At 71.8% G+C, this 19,481-nt stretch carries 21 protein-coding genes; 15 read left to right on the forward strand and 6 right to left on the reverse strand.

Features of this window, described 5'->3' with window-relative positions; translation table 11 throughout:
• The first annotated feature begins 555 nt into the window (after positions 1–555).
• Positions 556–2,631, forward strand: coding sequence for a potassium transporter Kup (locus ACPYOM_RS06775; protein WP_481340811.1), 2,076 nt, complete (start codon positions 556–558; stop codon positions 2,629–2,631).
• Between the two features lie 184 nt (positions 2,632–2,815).
• Here ACPYOM_RS06775 and ACPYOM_RS06780 read toward each other — a convergent pair whose 3' ends face one another.
• The 3 genes from ACPYOM_RS06780 to ACPYOM_RS06790 all read right to left on the reverse strand — a co-directional run bounded on the left by ACPYOM_RS06780 (position 2,816) and on the right by ACPYOM_RS06790 (position 4,412).
• Positions 2,816–3,085 (reverse strand): hypothetical protein, encoded by a 270-nt coding sequence (locus ACPYOM_RS06780; protein ID WP_481345386.1) that lies wholly within the window; start codon positions 3,083–3,085, stop codon positions 2,816–2,818.
• 211 nt (positions 3,086–3,296) lie between these two features.
• On the reverse strand, positions 3,297–3,554 hold the full coding sequence (locus ACPYOM_RS06785) for a hypothetical protein (RefSeq protein ID WP_481345387.1): 258 nt from the start codon (positions 3,552–3,554) through the stop codon (positions 3,297–3,299).
• A 495-nt stretch (positions 3,555–4,049) separates the two neighbouring features.
• Entirely contained in the window at positions 4,050–4,412 is a 363-nt protein-coding gene (locus tag ACPYOM_RS06790) for an Asp23/Gls24 family envelope stress response protein (protein WP_481345388.1), read from the reverse strand.
• A gap of 383 nt (positions 4,413–4,795) precedes the next feature.
• On the opposite strand from ACPYOM_RS06790, the gene ACPYOM_RS06795 reads away from it, so the two are divergent.
• The 3 genes from ACPYOM_RS06795 to ACPYOM_RS06805 all read left to right on the forward strand — a co-directional run bounded on the left by ACPYOM_RS06795 (position 4,796) and on the right by ACPYOM_RS06805 (position 6,562).
• Positions 4,796–5,287 (forward strand): DUF5994 family protein, encoded by a 492-nt coding sequence (locus ACPYOM_RS06795; protein WP_481345396.1) that lies wholly within the window; start codon positions 4,796–4,798, stop codon positions 5,285–5,287.
• A gap of 190 nt (positions 5,288–5,477) precedes the next feature.
• Entirely contained in the window at positions 5,478–5,654 is a 177-nt protein-coding gene (locus ACPYOM_RS06800) for a DUF5995 family protein (protein ID WP_481345389.1), read from the forward strand.
• Positions 5,655–5,851: 197 nt separating this feature from the next.
• Complete coding sequence (locus ACPYOM_RS06805) at positions 5,852–6,562, forward strand: tyrosine-type recombinase/integrase (protein WP_481345390.1); 711 nt, start codon at positions 5,852–5,854, stop codon at positions 6,560–6,562.
• Here the strand turns inward: ACPYOM_RS06805 and ACPYOM_RS06810 are convergent.
• Entirely contained in the window at positions 6,475–7,482 is a 1,008-nt protein-coding gene (locus tag ACPYOM_RS06810) for a 1,4-dihydroxy-2-naphthoyl-CoA synthase (protein ID WP_481340807.1), read from the reverse strand. The two genes, ACPYOM_RS06805 and ACPYOM_RS06810, sit on opposite strands and share 88 nt — an antisense overlap.
• Here ACPYOM_RS06810 and ACPYOM_RS06815 point away from each other — a divergent pair.
• The 4 genes from ACPYOM_RS06815 to ACPYOM_RS06830 all read left to right on the forward strand — a co-directional run bounded on the left by ACPYOM_RS06815 (position 7,481) and on the right by ACPYOM_RS06830 (position 10,670).
• Complete coding sequence (locus ACPYOM_RS06815; RefSeq protein ID WP_481340806.1) at positions 7,481–8,071, forward strand: NUDIX hydrolase; 591 nt, start codon at positions 7,481–7,483, stop codon at positions 8,069–8,071. The two genes, ACPYOM_RS06810 and ACPYOM_RS06815, sit on opposite strands and share 2 nt — an antisense overlap.
• Positions 8,072–8,081: 10 nt before the next feature.
• Positions 8,082–9,086: an o-succinylbenzoate synthase gene (locus ACPYOM_RS06820; protein ID WP_481340805.1), complete on the forward strand. Its 1,005-nt coding sequence runs from the start codon at positions 8,082–8,084 to the stop codon at positions 9,084–9,086.
• Between the two features lie 142 nt (positions 9,087–9,228).
• Complete coding sequence (locus ACPYOM_RS06825) at positions 9,229–10,299, forward strand: WXG100 family type VII secretion target (protein ID WP_481340804.1); 1,071 nt, start codon at positions 9,229–9,231, stop codon at positions 10,297–10,299.
• Positions 10,296–10,670, forward strand: coding sequence for a DUF6188 family protein (locus ACPYOM_RS06830; RefSeq protein WP_481345391.1), 375 nt, complete (start codon positions 10,296–10,298; stop codon positions 10,668–10,670). Before ACPYOM_RS06825 ends, ACPYOM_RS06830 begins: the two co-directional genes overlap by 4 nt.
• A 30-nt stretch (positions 10,671–10,700) precedes the next feature.
• Here the strand turns inward: ACPYOM_RS06830 and menD are convergent, their stop codons facing one another.
• Complete coding sequence (gene menD / locus ACPYOM_RS06835; protein ID WP_481345392.1) at positions 10,701–12,398, reverse strand: 2-succinyl-5-enolpyruvyl-6-hydroxy-3-cyclohexene-1-carboxylic-acid synthase; 1,698 nt, start codon at positions 12,396–12,398, stop codon at positions 10,701–10,703.
• Positions 12,399–12,415: 17 nt separating this feature from the next.
• Positions 12,416–13,711 (reverse strand): isochorismate synthase, encoded by a 1,296-nt coding sequence (locus ACPYOM_RS06840; protein ID WP_481345393.1) that lies wholly within the window; start codon positions 13,709–13,711, stop codon positions 12,416–12,418.
• Positions 13,712–13,798: 87 nt separating this feature from the next.
• On the opposite strand from ACPYOM_RS06840, the gene ACPYOM_RS06845 reads away from it, so the two are divergent.
• From ACPYOM_RS06845 to ACPYOM_RS06875, 7 genes are all read left to right on the forward strand, one after another.
• Positions 13,799–14,491, forward strand: coding sequence for a demethylmenaquinone methyltransferase (locus tag ACPYOM_RS06845; RefSeq protein ID WP_481345394.1), 693 nt, complete (start codon positions 13,799–13,801; stop codon positions 14,489–14,491).
• A 121-nt stretch (positions 14,492–14,612) separates the two neighbouring features.
• Positions 14,613–15,935 carry a geranylgeranyl reductase family protein gene (locus tag ACPYOM_RS06850; RefSeq protein WP_481340799.1) on the forward strand — a complete coding sequence of 441 codons (1,323 nt, stop codon included), beginning with the start codon at positions 14,613–14,615 and terminating at the stop codon, positions 15,933–15,935.
• A 164-nt stretch (positions 15,936–16,099) separates the two neighbouring features.
• Positions 16,100–16,459 (forward strand): NADH-quinone oxidoreductase subunit A, encoded by a 360-nt coding sequence (locus ACPYOM_RS06855; protein ID WP_481340798.1) that lies wholly within the window; start codon positions 16,100–16,102, stop codon positions 16,457–16,459.
• 47 nt (positions 16,460–16,506) lie between these two features.
• Entirely contained in the window at positions 16,507–17,061 is a 555-nt protein-coding gene (locus tag ACPYOM_RS06860) for a NuoB/complex I 20 kDa subunit family protein (protein WP_481340797.1), read from the forward strand.
• Positions 17,058–17,834, forward strand: coding sequence for an NADH-quinone oxidoreductase subunit C (locus tag ACPYOM_RS06865; protein WP_481340796.1), 777 nt, complete (start codon positions 17,058–17,060; stop codon positions 17,832–17,834). The genes ACPYOM_RS06860 and ACPYOM_RS06865 overlap by 4 nt, the downstream gene beginning before the upstream one ends.
• Entirely contained in the window at positions 17,834–19,231 is a 1,398-nt protein-coding gene (locus tag ACPYOM_RS06870) for an NADH-quinone oxidoreductase subunit D (RefSeq protein ID WP_481340795.1), read from the forward strand. Before ACPYOM_RS06865 ends, ACPYOM_RS06870 begins: the two co-directional genes overlap by 1 nt.
• A partial coding sequence (locus ACPYOM_RS06875) for an NAD(P)H-dependent oxidoreductase subunit E (RefSeq protein ID WP_481345395.1) occupies positions 19,228–19,481 on the forward strand: 254 nt, incomplete at its 3' end. The genes ACPYOM_RS06870 and ACPYOM_RS06875, both read left to right, overlap by 4 nt.

Here is a 19,481-nt window from a genome sequence, read left to right on the forward strand (position 1 = left end):
GGTGACCTGCGGAGATGCGTTGGGAAGCGTTGAAGAGAGTCGGGAGGGGCTTGTCGTCTTTCGGACTTTCTGCGGACGGATTGGGAGGGCGGGCCCCTACAGCAGTCGACCACGCCAGCGGATGATGAACCCTCATGCACAGTGCCACCCGTGCGCTGAAGCCTTGGCTGGACGTAGCCATATGTCCGATCAAGCTGGACGGCACGGGCGTGCCGGGCAGCGGCGAGGGCGCGGTTGCGGTGCTTGCCGGTGACCAGAGGGATGACTGCGGGGACGCTCATGAGAATCATTCTCGCTCGCCCGGGCCGCAGGGAGGACGCGCCTTGCCGTATCGCTTTTCCAACACACGGGGGTGGGACTGGCTAACGGTCGTCCGACCCCGACGCGAAGGACAGCAGGAGGTAAGACAATGCGCCGACTGGTCCAGGCCCAGGGACTGTTCAACGTCGTCAGCGTTGGCCGGCGTGGCGGGCCGTCGGGCACCAGACTTCGGAGGTGTCATGGGGGGCCATCCTTCAGGAAGTCGTCCAAGGACGCGTCTCCGTACACTCAGGTGTGACCAGTTCGGCCTCCTCGCCCGCCTCCTCGTCGGACCCCGGTCCGGACGACGCTCCGGACCGCTCGTCTGGGGAGGCCGAGGACGGTCGCGGTGACGATCCAGCGCAGGACCGCAACCGCGACCGGGACCGCGCGGCCCGCACTTCCGGCGACAAGACCGGCCAGCCCCCGCAGTCCGGGCACAACGCTCCGATCCGGCCGGCCACCGCTGGACTGGTCCTCGGTGCCCTCGGGGTGGTGTTCGGCGACATCGGCACCAGCCCGCTGTATGCCCTGAAGACGGTCTTCTCCCTCGACCAGGGCGAGGTCAAGCCCACGCCCGGGGACGTCTACGGCGTGATCTCTCTGGTCTTCTGGTCAGTGACGCTCATCGTGTCGGTGAAGTACGTGCTCGTGGTCATGCGGGCCGACAACGACGGAGAGGGCGGGGTGATGGCGCTGGCAGCCCTGGCCCGCGGGCTGCTCAGCTCGACCTCCAAGCGGACCCGCGTGGTCATGGCCCTCGGTGTCCTCGGTGCGTCGCTGTTCTACGGCGACTCGGTGATCACCCCGGCGATCTCCGTGCTGGCGGCGGTCGAGGGCATCACCGTCACCGGCCCCGGGCTCGCCCCGTTCGTCGTTCCGACCGCGGCTACGATCCTCACGGTGCTCTTCGCGGGGCAGCGGTTCGGCACCGGGAAGGTCGGGTCGATGTTCGGCCCGGTCATGCTGGTGTGGTTCCTAGCGATCGCCGTGGCGGGTCTGGGTCACGTCGCCGGCCACCTTGCGATCATCACGGGGCTCTCGCCGACCTTCGCCGTCGGCTTCGTCGTCTCGCACCCGTTCATCGCCTTCGTCGCGCTCGGTGCGGTGGTGCTCTCGATCACCGGCGCGGAGGCGCTGTATGCCGACATGGGTCACTTCGGGCGGCCGGCGATCAGCCGGGCGTGGTTCTGGGTCGCCTTCCCCGCGCTGGTGCTCAACTACCTCGGCCAGGGGGCGCTGATCCTCCAGGACCCGAAGGCGATCAGTAACCCGTTCTTCCTGCTCGTGCCGGGCTGGGCGACGATCCCGATGGTCATTCTGGCGACCGGGGCCACGGTCATCGCCTCGCAGGCCGTCATATCGGGCGCCTTCTCGATGTCGCGCCAGGCCGTGCAGCTCGGCTTCCTGCCTCCGCTCACCGTGAGGCAGACATCCGACGAGGAGCAGGGCCAGATCTACCTGCCGTTCGTCAACGCTGCGTTGTTCGTTGTCGTCCTCGTGCTCATGATCACCTTCGGCTCCTCGGCCAAGCTCGCCACCGCCTACGGCGTCTCGGTGACCGGGGCCCTGCTGATCGACACCCTGCTGCTCCTCAGCGTGGCCCGCATCCTCTTCGGCTGGTCAACGTGGAAGCTCGTGCTCGCCGGGGTGGCGTTCGGCGGCACCGAGGCGGCCTTCATCAGCGCCAACCTCACCAAGATCTTCAGCGGCGGCTGGCTCCCGCTGCTCATCGCCGCGGTGATGTTCACGGTGATGACGACATGGCAACGTGGCCGGCAGCTCATCATCCACAACCGCACCGAGGCGGAGGGCTCCCTGACGGAGTTCATCGAGCAGCTCTCCACCCAGCACCTCGTCCGGGTGCCGGGGGTCGCAGTGTTCCCGCATCCCTCGAGCGCGACGACTCCGCTGGCCCTGCGGGCCAACGTCGAGCACAACGGGGTGCTGCACGAGCACGTCGTCATTGTCTCGGCGCAGGCGCAGAACGTGCCGCACGTGCCGCTGGAGGACCAGATCACGGTCGACGACCTCGGCGATCCCGACGACGGCATCGTCTTCGTCAGCATCCGCTTCGGCTTCGCCGACAGCCCCAACCTGCCCAGGGGGCTGACCATGGCCGCCGGTCAGCACCCCGAGACGCACTACGACGCCGACACGGCGTCCTACTTCCTCTCCCGCGCCACCCTGCGCGCCGGCCACGAGCCGGGGATGCAGCGCTGGCGCAAGCGGCTGTTCATCGGCCTCGCCCACAACGCCGCCGACCCGTCGGTGCGCTTCCACCTGCCCCCCGACCGAACCGTCGTCATGGGCTCCCGCGTCAACCTCTGACCACCGGCGTCCCTACAACCCGAGAGCCTGACGATCCTCGGCCGTCCTGAACCACCGTGCGGAGCCCACACCAACGGTCGCTGCGTCTGGTCAGTCCGGCCTTGGCGTCGTTATCAGTCATGCCGCTCACTGGGACGCTGCGGTGTCCGCGAAGGACCCGAAGGACCCGAAGGACCTGCTCGGATCACATCATGAAGACACGGCGACGATGCTGTGCCAGACCGGTCAGCTCTCCGGCGCCATCCGCATCCCTCCACGGCGTCTTTGCGATCGCGCTCCAGGGCTTGGTGGACGATGCGGTAGGCCGTGCCGCGGCTCGCGCCAACTCGTCGGCGACTTCCTGGTAGGTCTTTCCCTCGGTCGCTAACTGGACGGCGCGGGCCTGCCGGGCGGCGGCGAGGGCCCGGTTGCGGTGCCTGCCGGTGACAAGTGGGATGGCGGCCGGAACGCTCATGAGAACCATCTCGCTCCGCGGTCCCACGTCGAAGTGCGACTTGCCGCGGGCTGAGCAGGCCCCGGGCCCCTGTATACCGCTCCCCGAAGGACCCGAAGGACTGACTCGGATCACCTCATGAACTCTCCCTCAGCCGTTCAACTGCAGTGGTCCTTCGGGTCCTTCGGGCGGTGCCGTTGCCGGCGCACGTGGGGGGAGCGGATGCTCCATCTCAGTGCTGCCCTCGGCTCAGCGCCTGTGGCGAGGCTTGCCTTGTCTGGCGGCCACGGAGGCCCCGCTGCAGGCGCAGGTCGTCACGAAGCCCCGGCGGCATGGGCAGCCTGCGTCTGACGAGCTCGGCGGCAAGGCTCTCCATGGCATCGAGCAGCACGCCACGAGCCGCCACCAGCAGGGCCGGATCGACTCTTCCCGCCCGCAGGGCATGCACCTCTCCACGGGCGGCGCGGACGAGCAACAGCAGTTCGCCCAATTGTGCTCGAGGTTGTGAGAGAGCCGGCGCCACGCCGGGCAGCACGGAATCCGATCCGTCGCCGCAGGATCCGCCAGCCCGGTCCGGGCTGTCCCGCGGCGCCGGAGCGTTCGAGGTCACCAGTGTTCGGCGGTCTTGCGCGCGGCGAGCAGGGTATCTGCCTCTCCCGCTGGGCTGAACTCGCACGACCCCTCGTGGCCGTGTCGCATGATGCAAGTCGCGCCGGTGGGCAGGTGCACCTGCGCACAGGCACCGCTATCCGCTGCGTCCTGGTCGACCGAGGGGTTGTGGACCTCGGTCACATTGTGGGCGCTGGGGTCAGAGTAGGTGTTGGACGGTGCGTGAGGGTCCATCGAAGAATCCAGCTAACTCCCCTCGCAGGCGAGAGGGCATGTGCCCCGAAGTGAGGCTGGGCCCCACCCTACGTGGTCGTTGAACCAGTCGAGGACAGCCGCCGTTACGCCGTCGGCGGGTCGGGGCCGTCCGGGTGCGCCATCACTGGACTCGGTGCTCGCCGCCCTGCCTCTGCTGCTCGTCCTGGGTCTCGGTGTCACTCTCGAAGAACACGTCCTGAACGTCGATGTTGACCTCCGTCACCTCGAGGCCGGTCATCCGCTCGATCGCCGAGATCACGTTGCGACGGATGGCCCGTGCGAGGTCGGTCACGGCCACGCCGTAGTCGGTGACGAGCTGGACGTCGACGGCGGCCTGCCGCTCGCCCACCTCCACAGAGATGCCCTGCGATTGGCTGGCGTGGCCACCGGGCATCCGCTCACGGAAGGCCCCGACCGCCCGAGCCGTGGCGCCACCGAGGGCATCCCCCAGCCATGACGCGCGACAGCATGGGTCTCCCCACATCACCGGTTCCTCACGGTGGAGGAGCGTCGCCGTCGCGAGCACTTCCTCCGCCGGCACCGTCACTGGTTGCGTTTCGACGGGCGTGCTCGGCTGGGGTGATCTGCGCCCCGACGCCCTGCTGCGCGGCTCCGTCGCTACGCGGGCGGGGGCTGCCGGGCACCCACCGTGGGGCGGTGGGGAACGATCACGAGACTCGTCGTAGGTGAATGCCCCGGTCAGGCGTAGCCTGACGAGGAGACGTGAGAGCCCCGTCAGGGCTGTCGGCGTCGGCAGGCGACAGAGGACCCGACCCTTGCGCGGCGTCGGACTCACGGACGGGAAGTGACGAGCGAGCCGCGGTCTATCCCTCACACCACCGCTCCCGAGGAGCCGCTGTGAACGCCATGCCCCTGTCCCCGCCAGTCCTCTGCTCCGCACCCCAGCCGCCGGCGCTCACCAAGCCATTCGCCGAGCCGCTCCTTGAGCCGGCCTTAGAGCCGGTGACGAACCGCTCGCCAGGCTCAGCGACCGACGCCGTCGATCAGGAACCTCGGCTTGCTCTGTCACCGCGGCCCGGGGTGGAGGTCACCGACGGCGTTTGGTGGCCGCTAACGACCGATCTGCAGGTGGAGCTGCCACAGCTCGACGTGGCGGTGCACCACCTCACCGGCGCCCGGATCGCCCGGGTCGGCTACGAGCGTCACCTGTGGGGCCAGGCGCCACGGAAGGTGCGCACACCGCTGGGCATCACGCACATCGGGTGGTTCGAGCACAGCCGATACCCCGACCACATCACCCTGTCGCTGAGCAACTATCAGCGACTGGTGCTCAGCGTCCTCCCACCTGACACCGACATTGCTGTCGCCCGCGAACTGCTCGAGTCGGCCGGGGCGTAGGGGGTCGAGGGACGCGCTGCGACCGATGAGAGCGTGACGATGCCCGAGCGGGAGATCACGATCGGAGCGTGTCCTATCCCTTCGGTCAGTAGTCGGGGCGGTGGCTGGGCTGCCGTGCCGTGGCCGGGAAGCGGTGAGCGTGGAGGTGAACGCAGCGTGCCCATGGTCGCCTGGCCGCGGTATCGGCCAGGTGCTGGATCAGATGCCGACGCTGCTGCACGCGACGTCGGCCGAGCCGCACGGGGACCGGATGTTCCTCGCCTCGTATGAGCGCACGACCCGCGCCGTCCACCGAGCCATCGACGGCGCGCTCTTCGAGGACCCGGCGTGGGTGCACGAGTGGGACGTGGTCTTCGCCGACCTGTAGCTGGACGCTGTGGCCGAACACTGGTCCACGGACCCGTCGCGTCGGGCCCCACGCCCGTGGCAAATGGCGTTCGAGGCACCGCCGCAGCGCGGCCAACCGTCGCCCACAAGGTGATCGCGGCGGACCCGTGCGAGGGTGTCGTGCTGCCCCGGTGCCGCAAGGCCGAGGCGGCTATACGGGTGCCTACCATCAACGACGTGGGGCGCCTGCTGGGCGCCGCCGATGAGTGCTTCAGGGCATATGTGGCACTGTGCCCGTTCGCCGGGCTGCGGATGGGTGAGGCGGCCGACGTTCAGGTGGGCGACGTCGACTTCCTCCGGCGTCAACTCACGGTCTCCAGGCAGCTCCAGCGGCACGGGCGCGAGGTCGCGGTCCGGGCGCCGAAGTACGGGAGCGAGCGCGTGGTCTACCTGCCGGACGAGCTCGTGACGATGCTGGCCGAGCACGTCCCGCAGCACACCCCCGAGGGTGTGCCCGACCGGTGGGTGTTCACGGCCTACGGCAAGCCGCTGCACGACAACGGGGTGACGTTCCGGTGGCGTCAGACGCGCAAGGCGGCCGGCTGCCCGAGCGTCCGGTTGCACGACCTCCGACACTTCTACGCCTCAGGCCTGATCGCGGCCGGGTGCGACGTCGTCACGGTGCAGCGGGCGCTCGGACACGCGACGGCCAGACCACGGTCGGGACGTACGCGTACCTGTGGCCATCGGCCGAGGATCGGACCCGGTCCGCGGCCTCCGGTCTCGCGGCCGCGGCCCTTGCGGACTCCGTGCGGACCGCCGCGGCCGACTAGGCCGCTGACCTGCGCGGACTTAGAAGTTCAGAAGTACCAGGGGAACGGCGACCAGTCGGGGTCTCGCTTCTCGAGGAACTGGTCGCGCCCCTCGACGGCCTCGTCGGTCATGTAGGCCAGGCGCGTCGCCTCGCCGGCGAACACCTGCTGGCCCATGAGGCCGTCGTCGGTGAGGTTGAAGGCGAACTTCAGCATCCGCTGCGCCTGCGGGCTCTTGCCCATGATCTCGCCGGCGACCTGGAGCGCCTCGGCCTCGAGGGCGTCGTGGTCGGCCACGATGTTGACCGCGCCCATCCGCTGCATGTCCTCGGCCGAGTAGGTGCGTCCGAGGAAGAAGATCTCGCGGGCGAACTTCTGCCCGACCATCTTGGCCAGGTAGGCGCTGCCGTACCCCGCGTCGAAGCTGCCCACGTCGGCGTCGGTCTGCTTGAAGCGGGCGTGCTCGCGGCTGGCGATCGTCAGGTCGCAGACGACGTGCAGCGAGTGCCCGCCACCGGCGGCCCAGCCGTTGACGACGGCGACGACGACCTTGGGCATGGTCCTGATGAGGCGCTGCACCTCGAGGATGTGCAGGCGCCCGCCCTGGGCCCTGACCCGGGCCTCGTCGACGGTGTCGGCCGTGTCGCCGGCGGCGTACTGGTAGCCCGAGCGACCGCGGACGCGCTGGTCGCCGCCGGAGCAGAAGGCCCGCTTGCCGTCCCTCGGGCTCGGACCGTTGCCGGTGATGAGCACGACGCCGACGTCGGGGGTCATGCGCGCGTGGTCGAGCACCCGGTAGAGCTCGTCGACGGTGTGCGGGCGGAACGCGTTGAGCACCTCCGGGCGGTCGAAGGCGATGCGGACGACACCGGACTGGGTCCGCGGGCGGCCCTCGACGTGCCGACGCCGGTGGTAGGTGACGTCGGTGAGCTCGAAGCCCGGCACGGCGTCCCACTCGGCGGGGTCGAAGGTCTCGGACACGCTCTCCGGGCTCGCGCTGCTCACGGGGCGACTGTAACGGGGCGGCCGCGGCCGGGTGGCTAGGGTCGGTCCCATGCCCATCCCCCCGTACGTGGCCCACCTGCGCACCATGATCGGCACCGAGCTGATGTGGCTGCCGGGCGTGACGGCCGTCGTCCTCCGTGACGTTCCGGGCGGGCACACCCCGCACACCGGGGACACCGGGGACACCGGGGACACCGGCGACACCGGGGACACCGGGCCCGACGGGGACGGCGGGCTGGCGCAGGAGGTGCTCCTCGTGCGCCGCTCCGACAACGGGGAGTGGACGCCGGTGACCGGCATCGTCGACCCCGGCGAGGACCCGCACGTCGCCGCCGTCCGCGAGGTGCTCGAGGAGGCGTCCGTCGTCGCCGAGGTCGAACGGCTCGTCTGGGTGTCCGCCACGGGCCTCGTGACGCACGTCAACGGCGACCTCGCGCAGTACCTCGACCACACCTTCCGCTGCCGCTGGGTCTCGGGCGACCCGCGCCCCGGCGACGACGAGTCGACCGACGCCGGCTGGTTCCCCGTCGACGCGCTGCCCCGGATGCGGCCGCTGCACCGCGAACGGATCGCCACCGCCCTCGAGAACCCACGAGACGTCCGGCTCGGCCGGCTCAACCGTGATGCCGGCCGCCGGTGAAGATGTGGCCATGACGCTCCTGCCCCCGGTCGACGCGCTCCTCGACGCCGCCCACGTCGTCGCGCTGCCGATGCGGGTTCGCTTCCGCGGCGTCGACGTCCGGGAGGCCGTCGTGTTCCGCGGCCCGCGCGGCTGGGGCGAGTTCGCCCCCTTCGCGGAGTACGGCGACGCGGAGTCGGCCCGCTGGCTCGCCGCCGGGGTGGAGGCCGCCCACGGGCAGTGGCCGGAGCCGGTCCGCGACGAGGTGCCGGTCAACGCCACCGTCCCGGCGGTCGGGCCGGACCGCGTCCCCGAGGTGCTCGCACGCTTCGACGGCTGCACGACCGCCAAGGTCAAGGTCGCCGAGCGCGGCCAGACCCTCGAGGACGACGTGGACCGCGTGGCCGCGGTGCGCGAGGCCATGGGCCCTGGGGCCCGGGTGCGCATCGACGCCAACGGGGGGTGGGACCTCGACGCCGCGGTCCGGGCCCTGACGCGCCTGGCGCCGTACGACCTCGAGTACGCCGAGCAACCCTGTGCGTCGGTCGAGGACCTCGCGCGGCTGCGGACCACGCTGGCGCGCAACCGGGTCCACGTGCCGGTTGCCGCCGACGAGTCGATCCGCAGGGCCGAGGACCCGCTTCGCGTCGCGCGCCTCGGCGCCGCCGACGTCGTCGTCGTCAAGGTCGCTCCGCTCGGTGGGGTGGCCCGAGCCCTGGAGATCGTGGCGGCCTGCGGACTGCCCGCGGTCGTCAGCTCGGCCCTGGACACCAGCGTCGGCATCGCGGCGGGGGTCGCCCTCGCCCGGGCGTTGCCGTCACTCGACCACGCGTGCGGGCTCGGGACCGTCGGGCTCTTCGCGCGCGACGTCGCGGCGGCACCGTTGCGGCCGCGCTCCGGGCTCCTCGACGGGTCACGACCGGCTCCCGACGCCGGCGCCCTCGCGGCGCTCGCCGTCACGCCGGAGCGCCGCGCGTGGTGGCTGGACCGCCTGCGCCGCTGCCACGCCCTCCTCTCGTCGGGGGTGTCGGCGTGATCGGCCTGTGCCCGACGCGGGGCCGACGGGGAGTGCTCCCCGTTGCGGGCCTCCCGCACCTCGTGGAGGATCGGCGGGTCGCGTCGCCGTCACGCTCCCGCGTGGCGGTGCCGACGAGGTCACGCGAGGTCAGGGGTCGGCGATGGTCATCTATGCCAAGGGGTCGGACCCCGAGGCGCTCGAACGCAGCAGCAGGACGCTGTCGGTGTACGCGCGCGAGTGCGAGCGTGCCCGCGGCGACGCGGCCGCTGCGGTCCGCGCGCTCGACGGCCACTGGGGCGGGGCCGACCTCGAGGCGCTCAAGGCCCGCTGGCCCGCCGCCGACGCCGGTCTGGCCCGGCTCGGCACGCACCTCGAGCAGCTGAGCAGCCGCCTGTCGGCGAACGCCCGCGCCCAGAGGGGCACGAGCACGTCGGGCGGTGGCGGTCTGCACACGGCGGCGGCACCCGGCGGTGCGGCACCCGGCGGGGCGTCGCCCGGACCCTCCGTCGGGCACACCGAACCGCGACCCCAGCGGCACTGGTGGGACGAGGTCGGCGACGCCGTCGGTGACGCCGGCGCGTGGACGTACAACCACACCGTCGTGCCGACCGTCAACGGCCTGGCCGACGTCGGGCAGGCGATGGTGGAGCATCCCGAGGACGTGCTGTCGATGGCGCTCGGGGCGGGGGCCATCGTCCTGGGTGGCGGTGGCGAGATCGGCGGCGTGGCCCTCGACGCGACCGGCGTCGGGGCCGTGGCGGGTGTCCCCGTCAACATCGCGTCGGCCGGGCTCATCGCGACGGGCGTCGCGGCGATGGCCGCCGGCGGCGGCGACCTCGTCGACCACGCGTCCAAGAACGACAACCAGGTCCTCGGCGAGACGAAGGGCCCGAGCGCGAGCAGGCCGCAGCCGGGTGACCGCATCCCCGACGAGAACCGCCCGAGCACGGCCGGCGAGGGCTGGGAGGGGCGGGTCGCCGACAACGGCAAGGGCGAGGTGTGGCAGAAGCCCGAGAACGTCGACGCGCCGCCCGGTACTCCGAAGAACGCGAACTCGGTGCGGATCATGGACGGCACGGACCGGTACCCCGACGGCTACGTCCGGTTCTACAACGAGCACGGCCAGCCGGTGCGGCTCGACGGCAAGCCCGGGGCGAACAACAGTCCCGACACCCACATCCCGGTGCGCCCCGACGGCACCTACGACATTCCCGCAGGATGGAACCCGTGATCCCCAGCTTCGCCGGCAAGGTCGTCCACTCGATCCGGCTCGACTACGCCCTCATGATCTGGACGACGGACAACTGGGAGCTCGACCTCAACGGGCCGGCGCACCTGCTGCGCGCCGACGGCCTGCACGACATCGACAGCGGCACCCCGCAGGAGCAGCTGCCCGCAGAGCTCGCCGGCCTCGTCGGTGCCGAGATCACCGAGGTCCTCGTCGCCCGGGAGGGCCACCTCGCCGTGAACTTCGCGGACGCCCAGCTCAGCGTGCGGTCCTCGCCCGACTACGAGGCGTGGCAGATCACCGGCCCGGCGGGGGAGCGGCTCGTCTGCATGCCCGGTGGCCAGCTCGCGAGCTGGCCGGCGTCCACCTCCTGAGCGGCACCGGGGAGCGAGAGCCGGGCGGCGTCAGCCGCGGCGGGGCACGACGGTCTGCGCCAGCTCGCGCAGCCACCGGGCCTCCTCGCGGCGGGCGTCGCGACGCACGGGCACCTCGAGCACGCGGATGCCGGCCGGACGCTCGGCGAGGGCGGCCTCGAGTCGCTCGAGCGTCGTGACCCCTTCGTGGGCGACGTGGTGCGCCGCGCACAGGGCCGCCAGGTCGGTGCCGTGCGGGGTACCGAACACGCGCTCGAAGGCGCCGGCGTACCGAGGGTCGCCCTGCTCGAGGGTCGTGAAGATCGCGCCGCCGTCGTCGCTGAGGACGACGAGGGTGAGGTCGGGGCGCGGCTCCGACGGGCCGATGAGCAGCCCGTTGGCGTCGTGGAGGAACGTGAGGTCGCCGAGGTAGGCGATGGTGCGCGCCGCTCGCGGCCGCCCGAGCGCGACGCCGACGGCCGTCGAGACGACGCCGTCGATGCCGGCGAGGCCACGGTTGCCGACGACGAACCGGTGCTCGTGCGGCGGCCACGGCACGCCCATGACGTCGAGGTCGCGCACCGGGTTGGACGAGCCGACGACGAGCGTCGTGTCGGCCGCCACCGCCGCGGCGACCACCGACGCCACGTGCAGGGGCGAGATCGCCTGTGCCACAGGGCGGCCCGGCATATGCGCGGAGCCACGCAGCCCGTCATCGATGGCCGCCCCGAGGGCAGCGTCGGCCGACCTCCACGCGTCGAACCAGGCCGGGTCGTCGCGGCCCTCGACGCGGGGGACGCCGTCGACGACGCGGGCGACGCGCCCGGGGTCGGTGGCCACGCCGTCGCGTCCGCGCACGGCGACGACCTCGAGCGAGGGGTCGCTGATCAGCCCGGTGACCGGCCGCGACAGGGTCGGGTGGCCCACGACGACGACCCGCTCGACGTCACGACGGAGGTCGCTCGTCAGGAGCAGACGCCCGCAGCGCAGGGCCTGCCGGCCGATGCGGGCCCCGCTCGTCGGCTCGGCGAGCATCGGCCAGTCGGCGGCCTCGGCCAGCAACCGTGCCGCCGGCCCGGCGTCGTCACCGGCGACGACGACGGTGCGCGGCCCGAGCGGCAGGACCTCGCCGTCGGCGCGAACCCGGACCGAGGGCTCGGCGCCCGGTTCGTGCCCCGCGCCGGCAGGAGGGTCGGGGCGCTGCCACCACGTGGCGCGCTCGGCGCTCGGGGGGAGCAGGTCGCCGTCGAGCTGCACGTTGAGGTGGGCGGGGCCGGGGCCGGCGCACGACGCGGCGACGGCCGCGGAGAGGTCGGCGTCGGGCGTCGCGGACGTGAGGTCGTGGCACCGGGCGAAACCCCCGAAGAGGCCGGCCTGCTGGGTCGTCTGGTTGGCGCCGGTGCCCCGGAGCCGGTCGGGCCGGTCGGCGCTGACGACGAGGAGCCGGCGCCCGGTGTGGTGGGCCTCCATGACGGCCGGCAGGAGGTTGCCGACTGCGGTGCCCGACGTCGTGACGACCGGCACGGGCCGGCGTGACCCCGTCGCGAGCCCGAGCGCGAGGAAGGCCGCCGACCGCTCGTCGACCCGCACGTGCAGCCGCAGGTCCCCGGCCGCGTCGGCGGCCTCGAGGGCGAGCGCGACGGGGGCGTTGCGCGAGCCCGGGGCGAGGACGACGTCGCGCACCCCGGCCCGCCACAGCTCCTGCAGGACGAGCAGGGCCAGCTGCGGGGCCGTGCGGTGGCGGTCCATGGTCGGCTGGTCGCCGATCAGTCGTCCGCGAGCGCGTCGCGCATCGGGATGAGCTTGGCGATGGACTCGGCGACCTCGGACTCGGGGTCCGAGCCGGCCACGATGCCGCAGCCGGCGTAGAGCGTCAGCTGCGACGGGTCGCCGGGTGCGTAGGCACCGCTGCGCAGGGCGATGCCCCACGCGCCGTCGCCGTGCGCGTCCATCCAGCCGACCGGGCCCGCGTACCGGCCGCGGTCCATGTGCTCCAGCTCGCGGATCAGCTCGACGGCGCGCGCCGTCGGCGTCCCGCCGACCGCCGCCGAGGGGTGCAGCGACGCCGCGAGCGTCAGGGCCGACGCGTCGTCGGCGCTCACGGCGGCGACGTCGGTCGCCAGGTGCATGACGTTGGGCAGGTGCAGCACGAACGGCGCCTCGGGCACGTTCATCGACGAGCAGTGCGGTGCGAGCGCGTCGGCGACGGAGCGGACGGCGTACTCGTGCTCCTCGAGGTCCTTGCTCGAGCGGGCGAGCGACGCGGCGAGGGCGAGGTCCTTGGCGTCGTCACCGGTGCGGCGGATGGTGCCGGCGAGCACCCGCGAGGTGATGAGCCCCTGGTCGCGGCGCACGAGCAGCTCAGGCGTGGCGCCGACGAGGCCGGAGACGGCGAACACCCAGGTGTTCTCGTAGCGGTCGGCGAGCCGGCGCAGGATCCAGCGTGGGTCGATCGGGCCCGCGGCGGTGGCGACGAGGTCGCGGGCGAGGACCACCTTGTCGACCTCGCCGTCGTTGATGAGCCGGACCGCCTCGGCCACCGAGTGCGCGTAGTCGGACGGCGAGACGGCGCCGTCGGCGAAGGCGATGCGCGCCGGCGGCACGGGCTCGGACGCCGGCTCGGGCGGCTCGACGGTGGGCAGCTGTGGACCGGTCGAGATGGTCGTCAGCCACGTGCGGCCCTCGCGCCGCCCGACGATGGTCGAGGGCACGACGAGGCGGGCGGACTCGGCGGAGTCGTCGGCGAAGGGGAACGAGCCGAAGCACACGAGCCCGGAGCCGGGCCGCTCGACGTCGTCGCGCACCACGGCGTGCCCCGTCACCCGGCGCCACCACGCCTCGGTCTCGCGGAACCGGTCGGCGCCGCGCGCCTCGAACGACAGGGCGACGCCCCAGCCGACGAGGCCGTCGCCACGGCGCACCCACGAGACGAGCTCGTCGTGCGGCACGTCGGCCGGCAGGTGGTGCAGCAACGGGGTGTCCGAGGTGAGCGGCACCGAGCGCACGACGACGGTCGGGGCCGCGGCGGAGGAGGCCGCCTCGGCGGCCGGGAGCGTGGACATCGCCTCAAACTCTACGACCGCCGGACCCGTGCCCGGACCGCGCGGCCGCCGCTCCGCCCGACGGGACGAGGGTGCGAGGATGAGCGCATGACCCGTGCCCAGCTCGACAAGAAGCCGGTCGACGTCGCGTCGATGTTCGACACCGTCGCCGAGAAGTACGACGTGACCAACGACGTGCTCTCCCTCGGGCAGGACCGGCTCTGGCGCCGCGCGGTCGTCAGGGCGGTCGACGCGAAGCGGGGCGAGCGCGTCCTCGACATCGCCGCGGGCACCGGCACGTCGAGCGAGCCGTGGGCCGACCGGGATATCGAGGTCGTGCCCGCGGACTTCTCGCTCGGCATGCTGCGGGTCGGCCGGCGGCGCCGCCCCGACATGGCCTTCACCGCTGCGGACGCGATGAGCCTGCCGTTCGCCGACGAGAGCTTCGACGTCGTGACGATGAGCTTCGGCCTGCGCAACGTCGCGGACGTCGACACCGCCCTCCGCGAGTTCCTCCGCGTCACGAAGCCGGGCGGGCGGCTGCTCGTCTGCGAGTTCAGCCAGCCGGTCAACAAGGCGTTCCGGACCGTCTACTCCAACTACCTCATGCGCGCGCTGCCGCCGGTGGCCCGCCGCACCTCGAGCAACCCCGACTCCTACGTATACCTCGCCGAGTCGATCCGGGCCTGGCCGCCGCAGGGCGAGCTGGCCGCGGTCATCGAGCAGGCCGGCTGGACGGGCGTGCGCTGGACCAACCTCACCGGCGGCATCGTCGCGCTCCACCAGGCCACCAAGCGCTGACGCCGCCTGACCGGACCCGTCAGGTTAGGTATGCCTTATCTGACAAGCCGGAAACCTCGGGCATAGACTCCGCAGAGTTCGTGAAGATCTTCACAAGCAGGTCGGAAGCCCCGTGGTAGAGATGAGCAGCACCGGCTCGGCGACGAGCCCTGCAGCGCATGCCGGCGCCCTCTCGGACGCCAGCGCCGACGTCATCGTCGTCGGCGCCGGTCCGGGCGGATCGGCCACTGCCGCCTACCTGGCCGACCACGGCCTCGACGTCCTGCTCCTCGAGAAGTCCGCCTTCCCGCGCGACAAGATCTGCGGCGACGGGCTGACCCCGCGCGCCACCAAGGAGCTCGTCTCCCTCGGCATCGACACGAGCGGCTGGCAGCGCACCAAGGGCCTGCGCATCAAGGGCGGCGGTCACACGCTGCAGCTCGACTGGCCCGAGAACGACGCGTTCCCCTCCTACGGCATGGTCCGCACCCGGGCCCAGCTCGACGAGACCCTCGCCCGCCACGCGCAGTCGCGTGGCGCCAAGCTCGAGGAGCGCACCAGCGTCACCGCCCCGGTCCACGACGCGTCCGGGCGCGTCGTCGGCGTCACCGCCAAGAAGGTCGACGACCGTGGCCGCGCCACCGGCGAGAGCGTCACCTACCGGGCTCCGGTCGTCGTCGCGAGCGACGGCGTCTCCAGCCGCCTCGCCACGGCCGTCGGCCGCCCCAAGCGCGAGGACCGCGTCATGGGCGTGGCCGTCCGCGCGTACTACACGACCCCGAAGCGCGACGACTACCTCGAGAGCCACCTCGAGCTGTGGACGCGCGACGACGCGGGCAACCGCATCCTCATGCCCGGCTACGGCTGGCTCTTCCCGCTCGAGGACGGCCGCACCAACGTCGGCCTCGGCACGCTCGACACGACGGCCGCCTTCCAGCACACGGACTACAAGCACGTCATGCGCAGGTGGGTCGAGGACATATCGCCCGAGTGGCAGCTCGAGCACGACGAGGCCGCCGGCCCGATCCGCGGGGCCGCCCTGCCGATGGGCTTCAACCGCAGCCCGCTCTACGCCGACGGTCTCCTGCTCGTCGGCGACGCCGGGGGCATGGTCAACCCGTTCAACGGCGAGGGCATCGACTACGCCCTGGAGGCCGCCCGCGTCGGCGCGGAGGTCATCGCCCAGGCGCACGCCCGCCCCGACGACGCGGGCCGCGAGCGCGTCCTCGCCAGCTACCCGAAGGTCATGAAGGACGAGCTCGGCGGCTACTTCACCCTCGGCCGCTGGTTCGCCCACGCCATCGGCAACCCCGAGGTGATGCGCCTCGCGACGCGCTACGGCCTGCCCCGCACGAAGCTCATGCCCTTCCTCCTCAAGATCATGGCCAACCTCGCCGACCCCCGCGGGCGCGGCGCGAGCGACCGGATCATCACCGCCCTCTCGCGACTGGCGCCGGACGCATGAGCCACCCCGCTGCCGGGCGCCTTGTGACGCCGAGCACAATCGATCCCGACGCCCCTAGGATGGGTGCGCCGCGCAACTGCCGTGACGCCCTCCTCGACGGACCACCCGTTCTGGCGCACCACCGCCCCGTCGACACGCACGACCGAAAGGCAAAGTGACCTCGGATGAACTCGTACGTCCCGATCCTGTTCATGCTGGGGCTCGGCTTCGCGTTCGCGGCCCTGTCGGTGTTCACGTCGCTCGTCGTGGGTCCGAAGCGCTACAACCGCGCCAAGCTCGAGGCGTACGAGTGCGGCATCCAGCCCACGCCCCATGCGGCCGGCGGGGGACGCGTGCCGATCAAGTACTACCTGACGGCGATGCTCTTCATCATCTTCGACATCGAGTCGATCTTCCTCTATCCGTTCGCGGTGGCCTTCAACAAGCTGGGCCTCTTCGCGCTGGTCGAGATGGTCCTGTTCGTCCTCACGGTGTTCGTCGCGTACGCGTACGTGTGGCGCCGCGGCGGCCTCGAGTGGGACTGACCGGACGGTCGGCGCACCGGGGACGACAGCAAGCTAAGGAGTAAGCAATGGGTCTGGAAGAGAAGCTGCCCGCAGGGTTCCTGCTCTCGACCGTCGAGGGCCTGGCCGGCTACATGCGCAAGGCCTCCATCTGGCCGGCGACGTTCGGCCTGGCCTGCTGCGCGATCGAGATGATGGCCGTCGGCACGCCCGACTACGACATCGCCCGCTTCGGCATGGAGCGCTTCTCGGCGACGCCGCGCCAGGCGGACCTGATGATCGTCGCCGGCCGGGTCAGCCAGAAGATGGCCCCGGTCGTGCGCCAGGTCTACGACCAGATGCCCAACCCCAAGTGGGTCATCTCGATGGGGGTCTGCGCCAGCTCGGGCGGCATGTTCAACAACTACGCGATCGTCCAGGGCGTCGACCACATCATCCCCGTCGACATCTACCTGCCGGGCTGTCCGCCGCGCCCGCAGATGCTCCTCAACGCGATCATCGAGCTGCACCACCAGATCGAGAGCTCGCCGCTCGGCGTCAACCGCGAGCACGCCGCCCGCGCCGCCGAGGAGGCCGCTCTCTCGGCCACCCCGACGCACCAGATGAAGGGGCTGCTCGCATGAGCGAGGACACGAGGGACGCCGTCCACGCCGACACGACCAAGGACCAGACCTCCGGCATCACGCCCGGCGAGGTCGAGCTGGCCCAGCCCGACGGCGCCAACCCCACCGGCCCGCGCGTCGTGGGCGTGCGCCAGGGCATGTTCGGCGCGACGATGGCCCAGGACACCACCGGCTACGGCGGCCTGCGTCGCCCGATCCTCGTGCCCGGCGCGTCGGAGCGGCCCTACGGCGGCTACTTCGACGAGGTCGCCGACAACCTCGAGCGCGGCCTCGTCGGCGGCTCGGCCTCCTACGCCGAGGCCGTCGACCGCGTCGTCATCGACCGCGGCGAGATGACCATCCACGTGCGCCGCGAGCACCTGCTCGCCGTGGCCCGCGTGCTGCGCGACGACGCGTCGCTGCGCTTCGAGGTCTGCACCGGCGTGTCCGGCGTGCACTACCCCGAACGCACCGGCGAGGAGCTGCACGCGGTCTACCACCTCCTGTCGATCACCCACGGCGGCAGGCGCGTCCGCGTCGAGGTCTCGTGCCCCGACGACGACCGGCACATCCCGTCCGTCGTCTCGGTGTACCCGGCCAACGACTGGCACGAGCGCGAGACGTGGGACATGTTCGGGATCGAGTTCGACGGCCACCCGGCCCTGACCCGCATCCTCATGCCCGACGACTGGCCGGGCCACCCGCAGCGCAAGGACTACCCCCTCGGCGGCGTCCCCGTCGAGTACAAGGGCGCCACCGTCCCGCCGCCGGACCAGCGGAGGTCGTACAACTGATGAGCACGCACACCGAGTTCACCCAGACCGAGGTGCCCGACGAGGGTGCCAACGACGTCTACGCGACGTCGGTCGCCGACGAGGAGGCCGCCTCCGGCGCCCACGTCTTCAACGCCGCGGGCGGTGACTGGAACGACCTCGTCGACGAGGCCACCTCGCTCGGCGAGGAGCGCATCGTCGTCAACATGGGTCCCCAGCACCCGTCGACGCACGGCGTGCTGCGCCTCATCCTCGAGATCGACGGCGAGACGGTGACCGAGGCCCGCGCGGGCATCGGCTACCTGCACACCGGCATCGAGAAGAACATGGAGTTCCGCAACTGGGTGCAGGGCGTGACGTTCTGCACCCGGATGGACTACCTGACGCCGATGTTCCAGGAGGCCGCGTACTGCCTCGCCATCGAGAAGCTGCTCGGCATCACCGACCAGATCCCCGAGCGGGCCAACGTCATCCGCGTCCTCATGATGGAGCTGACGCGCGTCAACTCGCACATGGTCTGCCTCGGCACCGGCGGCATGGAGATGGGCGCGACCACCGTCATGACCGTCGCGTTCCGCGAGCGCGAGCGGGTCCTTCGCATCTTCGAGATGGTCACCGGGCTGCGGATGAACAACGCCTACATCCGTCCGGGCGGCGTCGCCCAGGACCTCCCGCCGGGCGCCATCGACGCGCTGCGCGAGATGGTGCCGCAGGTCCGCCGGGGCCTCGGCGAGCTCGAGGCGCTCCTCAACGAGAACCCGATCCTCAAGGGCCGCACCGTCGACGTCGGCGTCCTCGACCTCGCCGGCTGCATGGCCCTCGGGATCACCGGTCCGGTGCTGCGCTCGACCGGCCTGCCGCACGACCTGCGCAAGCTCGACCCCTACTGCGGCTACGAGACGTACGACTTCGACGTCATCACCCGCACGAGCCAGGACGCCTACGGGCGCCTGCGCATCCGCATCGACGAGATGTACGAGTCGCTCAAGATCGTCGAGCAGTGCATCGACCGGCTCCAGGCGGACGAGGGCGCCGACAACGCGGTCATGGTCGAGGACCGCAAGATCGCGTGGCCGGCGCAGCTCGCGCTCGGCAGCGACGGCCTCGGCAACAGCCTCGACCACATCCGCGAGATCATGGGCACCTCGATGGAGTCCCTGATCCACCACTTCAAGCTCGTCACCGAGGGCTTCCGCGTCCCGCCGGGTCAGGTGTACGTCGCCATCGAGTCGCCCAAGGGCGAGCTCGGCTGCCACCTCGTGTCCGACGGTGGCACGCGCCCGTACCGCGCGCACTTCCGCGACCCGAGCTTCAACAACCTGCAGGCCGTGGCCGCCATGTGCGAGGGCAGCCAGATCGCCGACGTCATCGTCGCGGTGGCCTCGATCGACCCCGTCATGGGAGGTGTGGACCGTTGAGCGGTCACGACGCGTCAGGCCACCTGCACGTCAGCCCGGAGTCCAAGGCGCCGTACGACGACGAGACGCTCGCCCGGCTGCGCGCCGACGCGGCCGAGGTCATCGCGCGCTACCCGCAGAAGCGCTCGGCCCTGCTGCCGCTGCTGCACCTCGTGCAGTCGGTCGACGGCTATGTCACGGGTCGCGGCGTCACCTTCTGCGCCGAGGTCCTCGACCTCACCGAGGCCGAGGTCAGCGGTGTCGCGACGTT

It is taken from the genome of Monashia sp. HAY1-2A, assembly GCF_056755315.1.

What these genes read in the sequence shown, in the direction of transcription:
- ACPYOM_RS06825 (WP_481340804.1), top strand. Translation starts at nt 9,229, where the DNA reads ATGGTCATCTATGCCAAGGGGTCGGACCCCGAGGCGCTCGAACGCAGC.
- ACPYOM_RS06860 (WP_481340797.1), top strand. Translation starts at nt 16,507, where the DNA reads ATGGGTCTGGAAGAGAAGCTGCCCGCAGGGTTCCTGCTCTCGACCGTC.
- ACPYOM_RS06840 (WP_481345393.1), bottom strand. Translation starts at nt 13,711, where the DNA reads ATGTCCACGCTCCCGGCCGCCGAGGCGGCCTCCTCCGCCGCGGCCCCG.
- ACPYOM_RS06820 (WP_481340805.1), top strand. Translation starts at nt 8,082, where the DNA reads ATGACGCTCCTGCCCCCGGTCGACGCGCTCCTCGACGCCGCCCACGTC.
- ACPYOM_RS06870 (WP_481340795.1), top strand. Translation starts at nt 17,834, where the DNA reads ATGAGCACGCACACCGAGTTCACCCAGACCGAGGTGCCCGACGAGGGT.
- ACPYOM_RS06850 (WP_481340799.1), top strand. Translation starts at nt 14,613, where the DNA reads ATGAGCAGCACCGGCTCGGCGACGAGCCCTGCAGCGCATGCCGGCGCC.
- ACPYOM_RS06865 (WP_481340796.1), top strand. Translation starts at nt 17,058, where the DNA reads ATGAGCGAGGACACGAGGGACGCCGTCCACGCCGACACGACCAAGGAC.
- menD (WP_481345392.1), bottom strand. Translation starts at nt 12,398, where the DNA reads ATGGACCGCCACCGCACGGCCCCGCAGCTGGCCCTGCTCGTCCTGCAG.
- ACPYOM_RS06780 (WP_481345386.1), bottom strand. Translation starts at nt 3,085, where the DNA reads ATGAGCGTTCCGGCCGCCATCCCACTTGTCACCGGCAGGCACCGCAAC.
- ACPYOM_RS06815 (WP_481340806.1), top strand. Translation starts at nt 7,481, where the DNA reads ATGCCCATCCCCCCGTACGTGGCCCACCTGCGCACCATGATCGGCACC.
- ACPYOM_RS06790 (WP_481345388.1), bottom strand. Translation starts at nt 4,412, where the DNA reads ATGTGGGGAGACCCATGCTGTCGCGCGTCATGGCTGGGGGATGCCCTC.
- ACPYOM_RS06845 (WP_481345394.1), top strand. Translation starts at nt 13,799, where the DNA reads ATGACCCGTGCCCAGCTCGACAAGAAGCCGGTCGACGTCGCGTCGATG.
- ACPYOM_RS06855 (WP_481340798.1), top strand. Translation starts at nt 16,100, where the DNA reads ATGAACTCGTACGTCCCGATCCTGTTCATGCTGGGGCTCGGCTTCGCG.
- ACPYOM_RS06810 (WP_481340807.1), bottom strand. Translation starts at nt 7,482, where the DNA reads ATGGGACCGACCCTAGCCACCCGGCCGCGGCCGCCCCGTTACAGTCGC.
- ACPYOM_RS06795 (WP_481345396.1), top strand. Translation starts at nt 4,796, where the DNA reads ATGCCCCTGTCCCCGCCAGTCCTCTGCTCCGCACCCCAGCCGCCGGCG.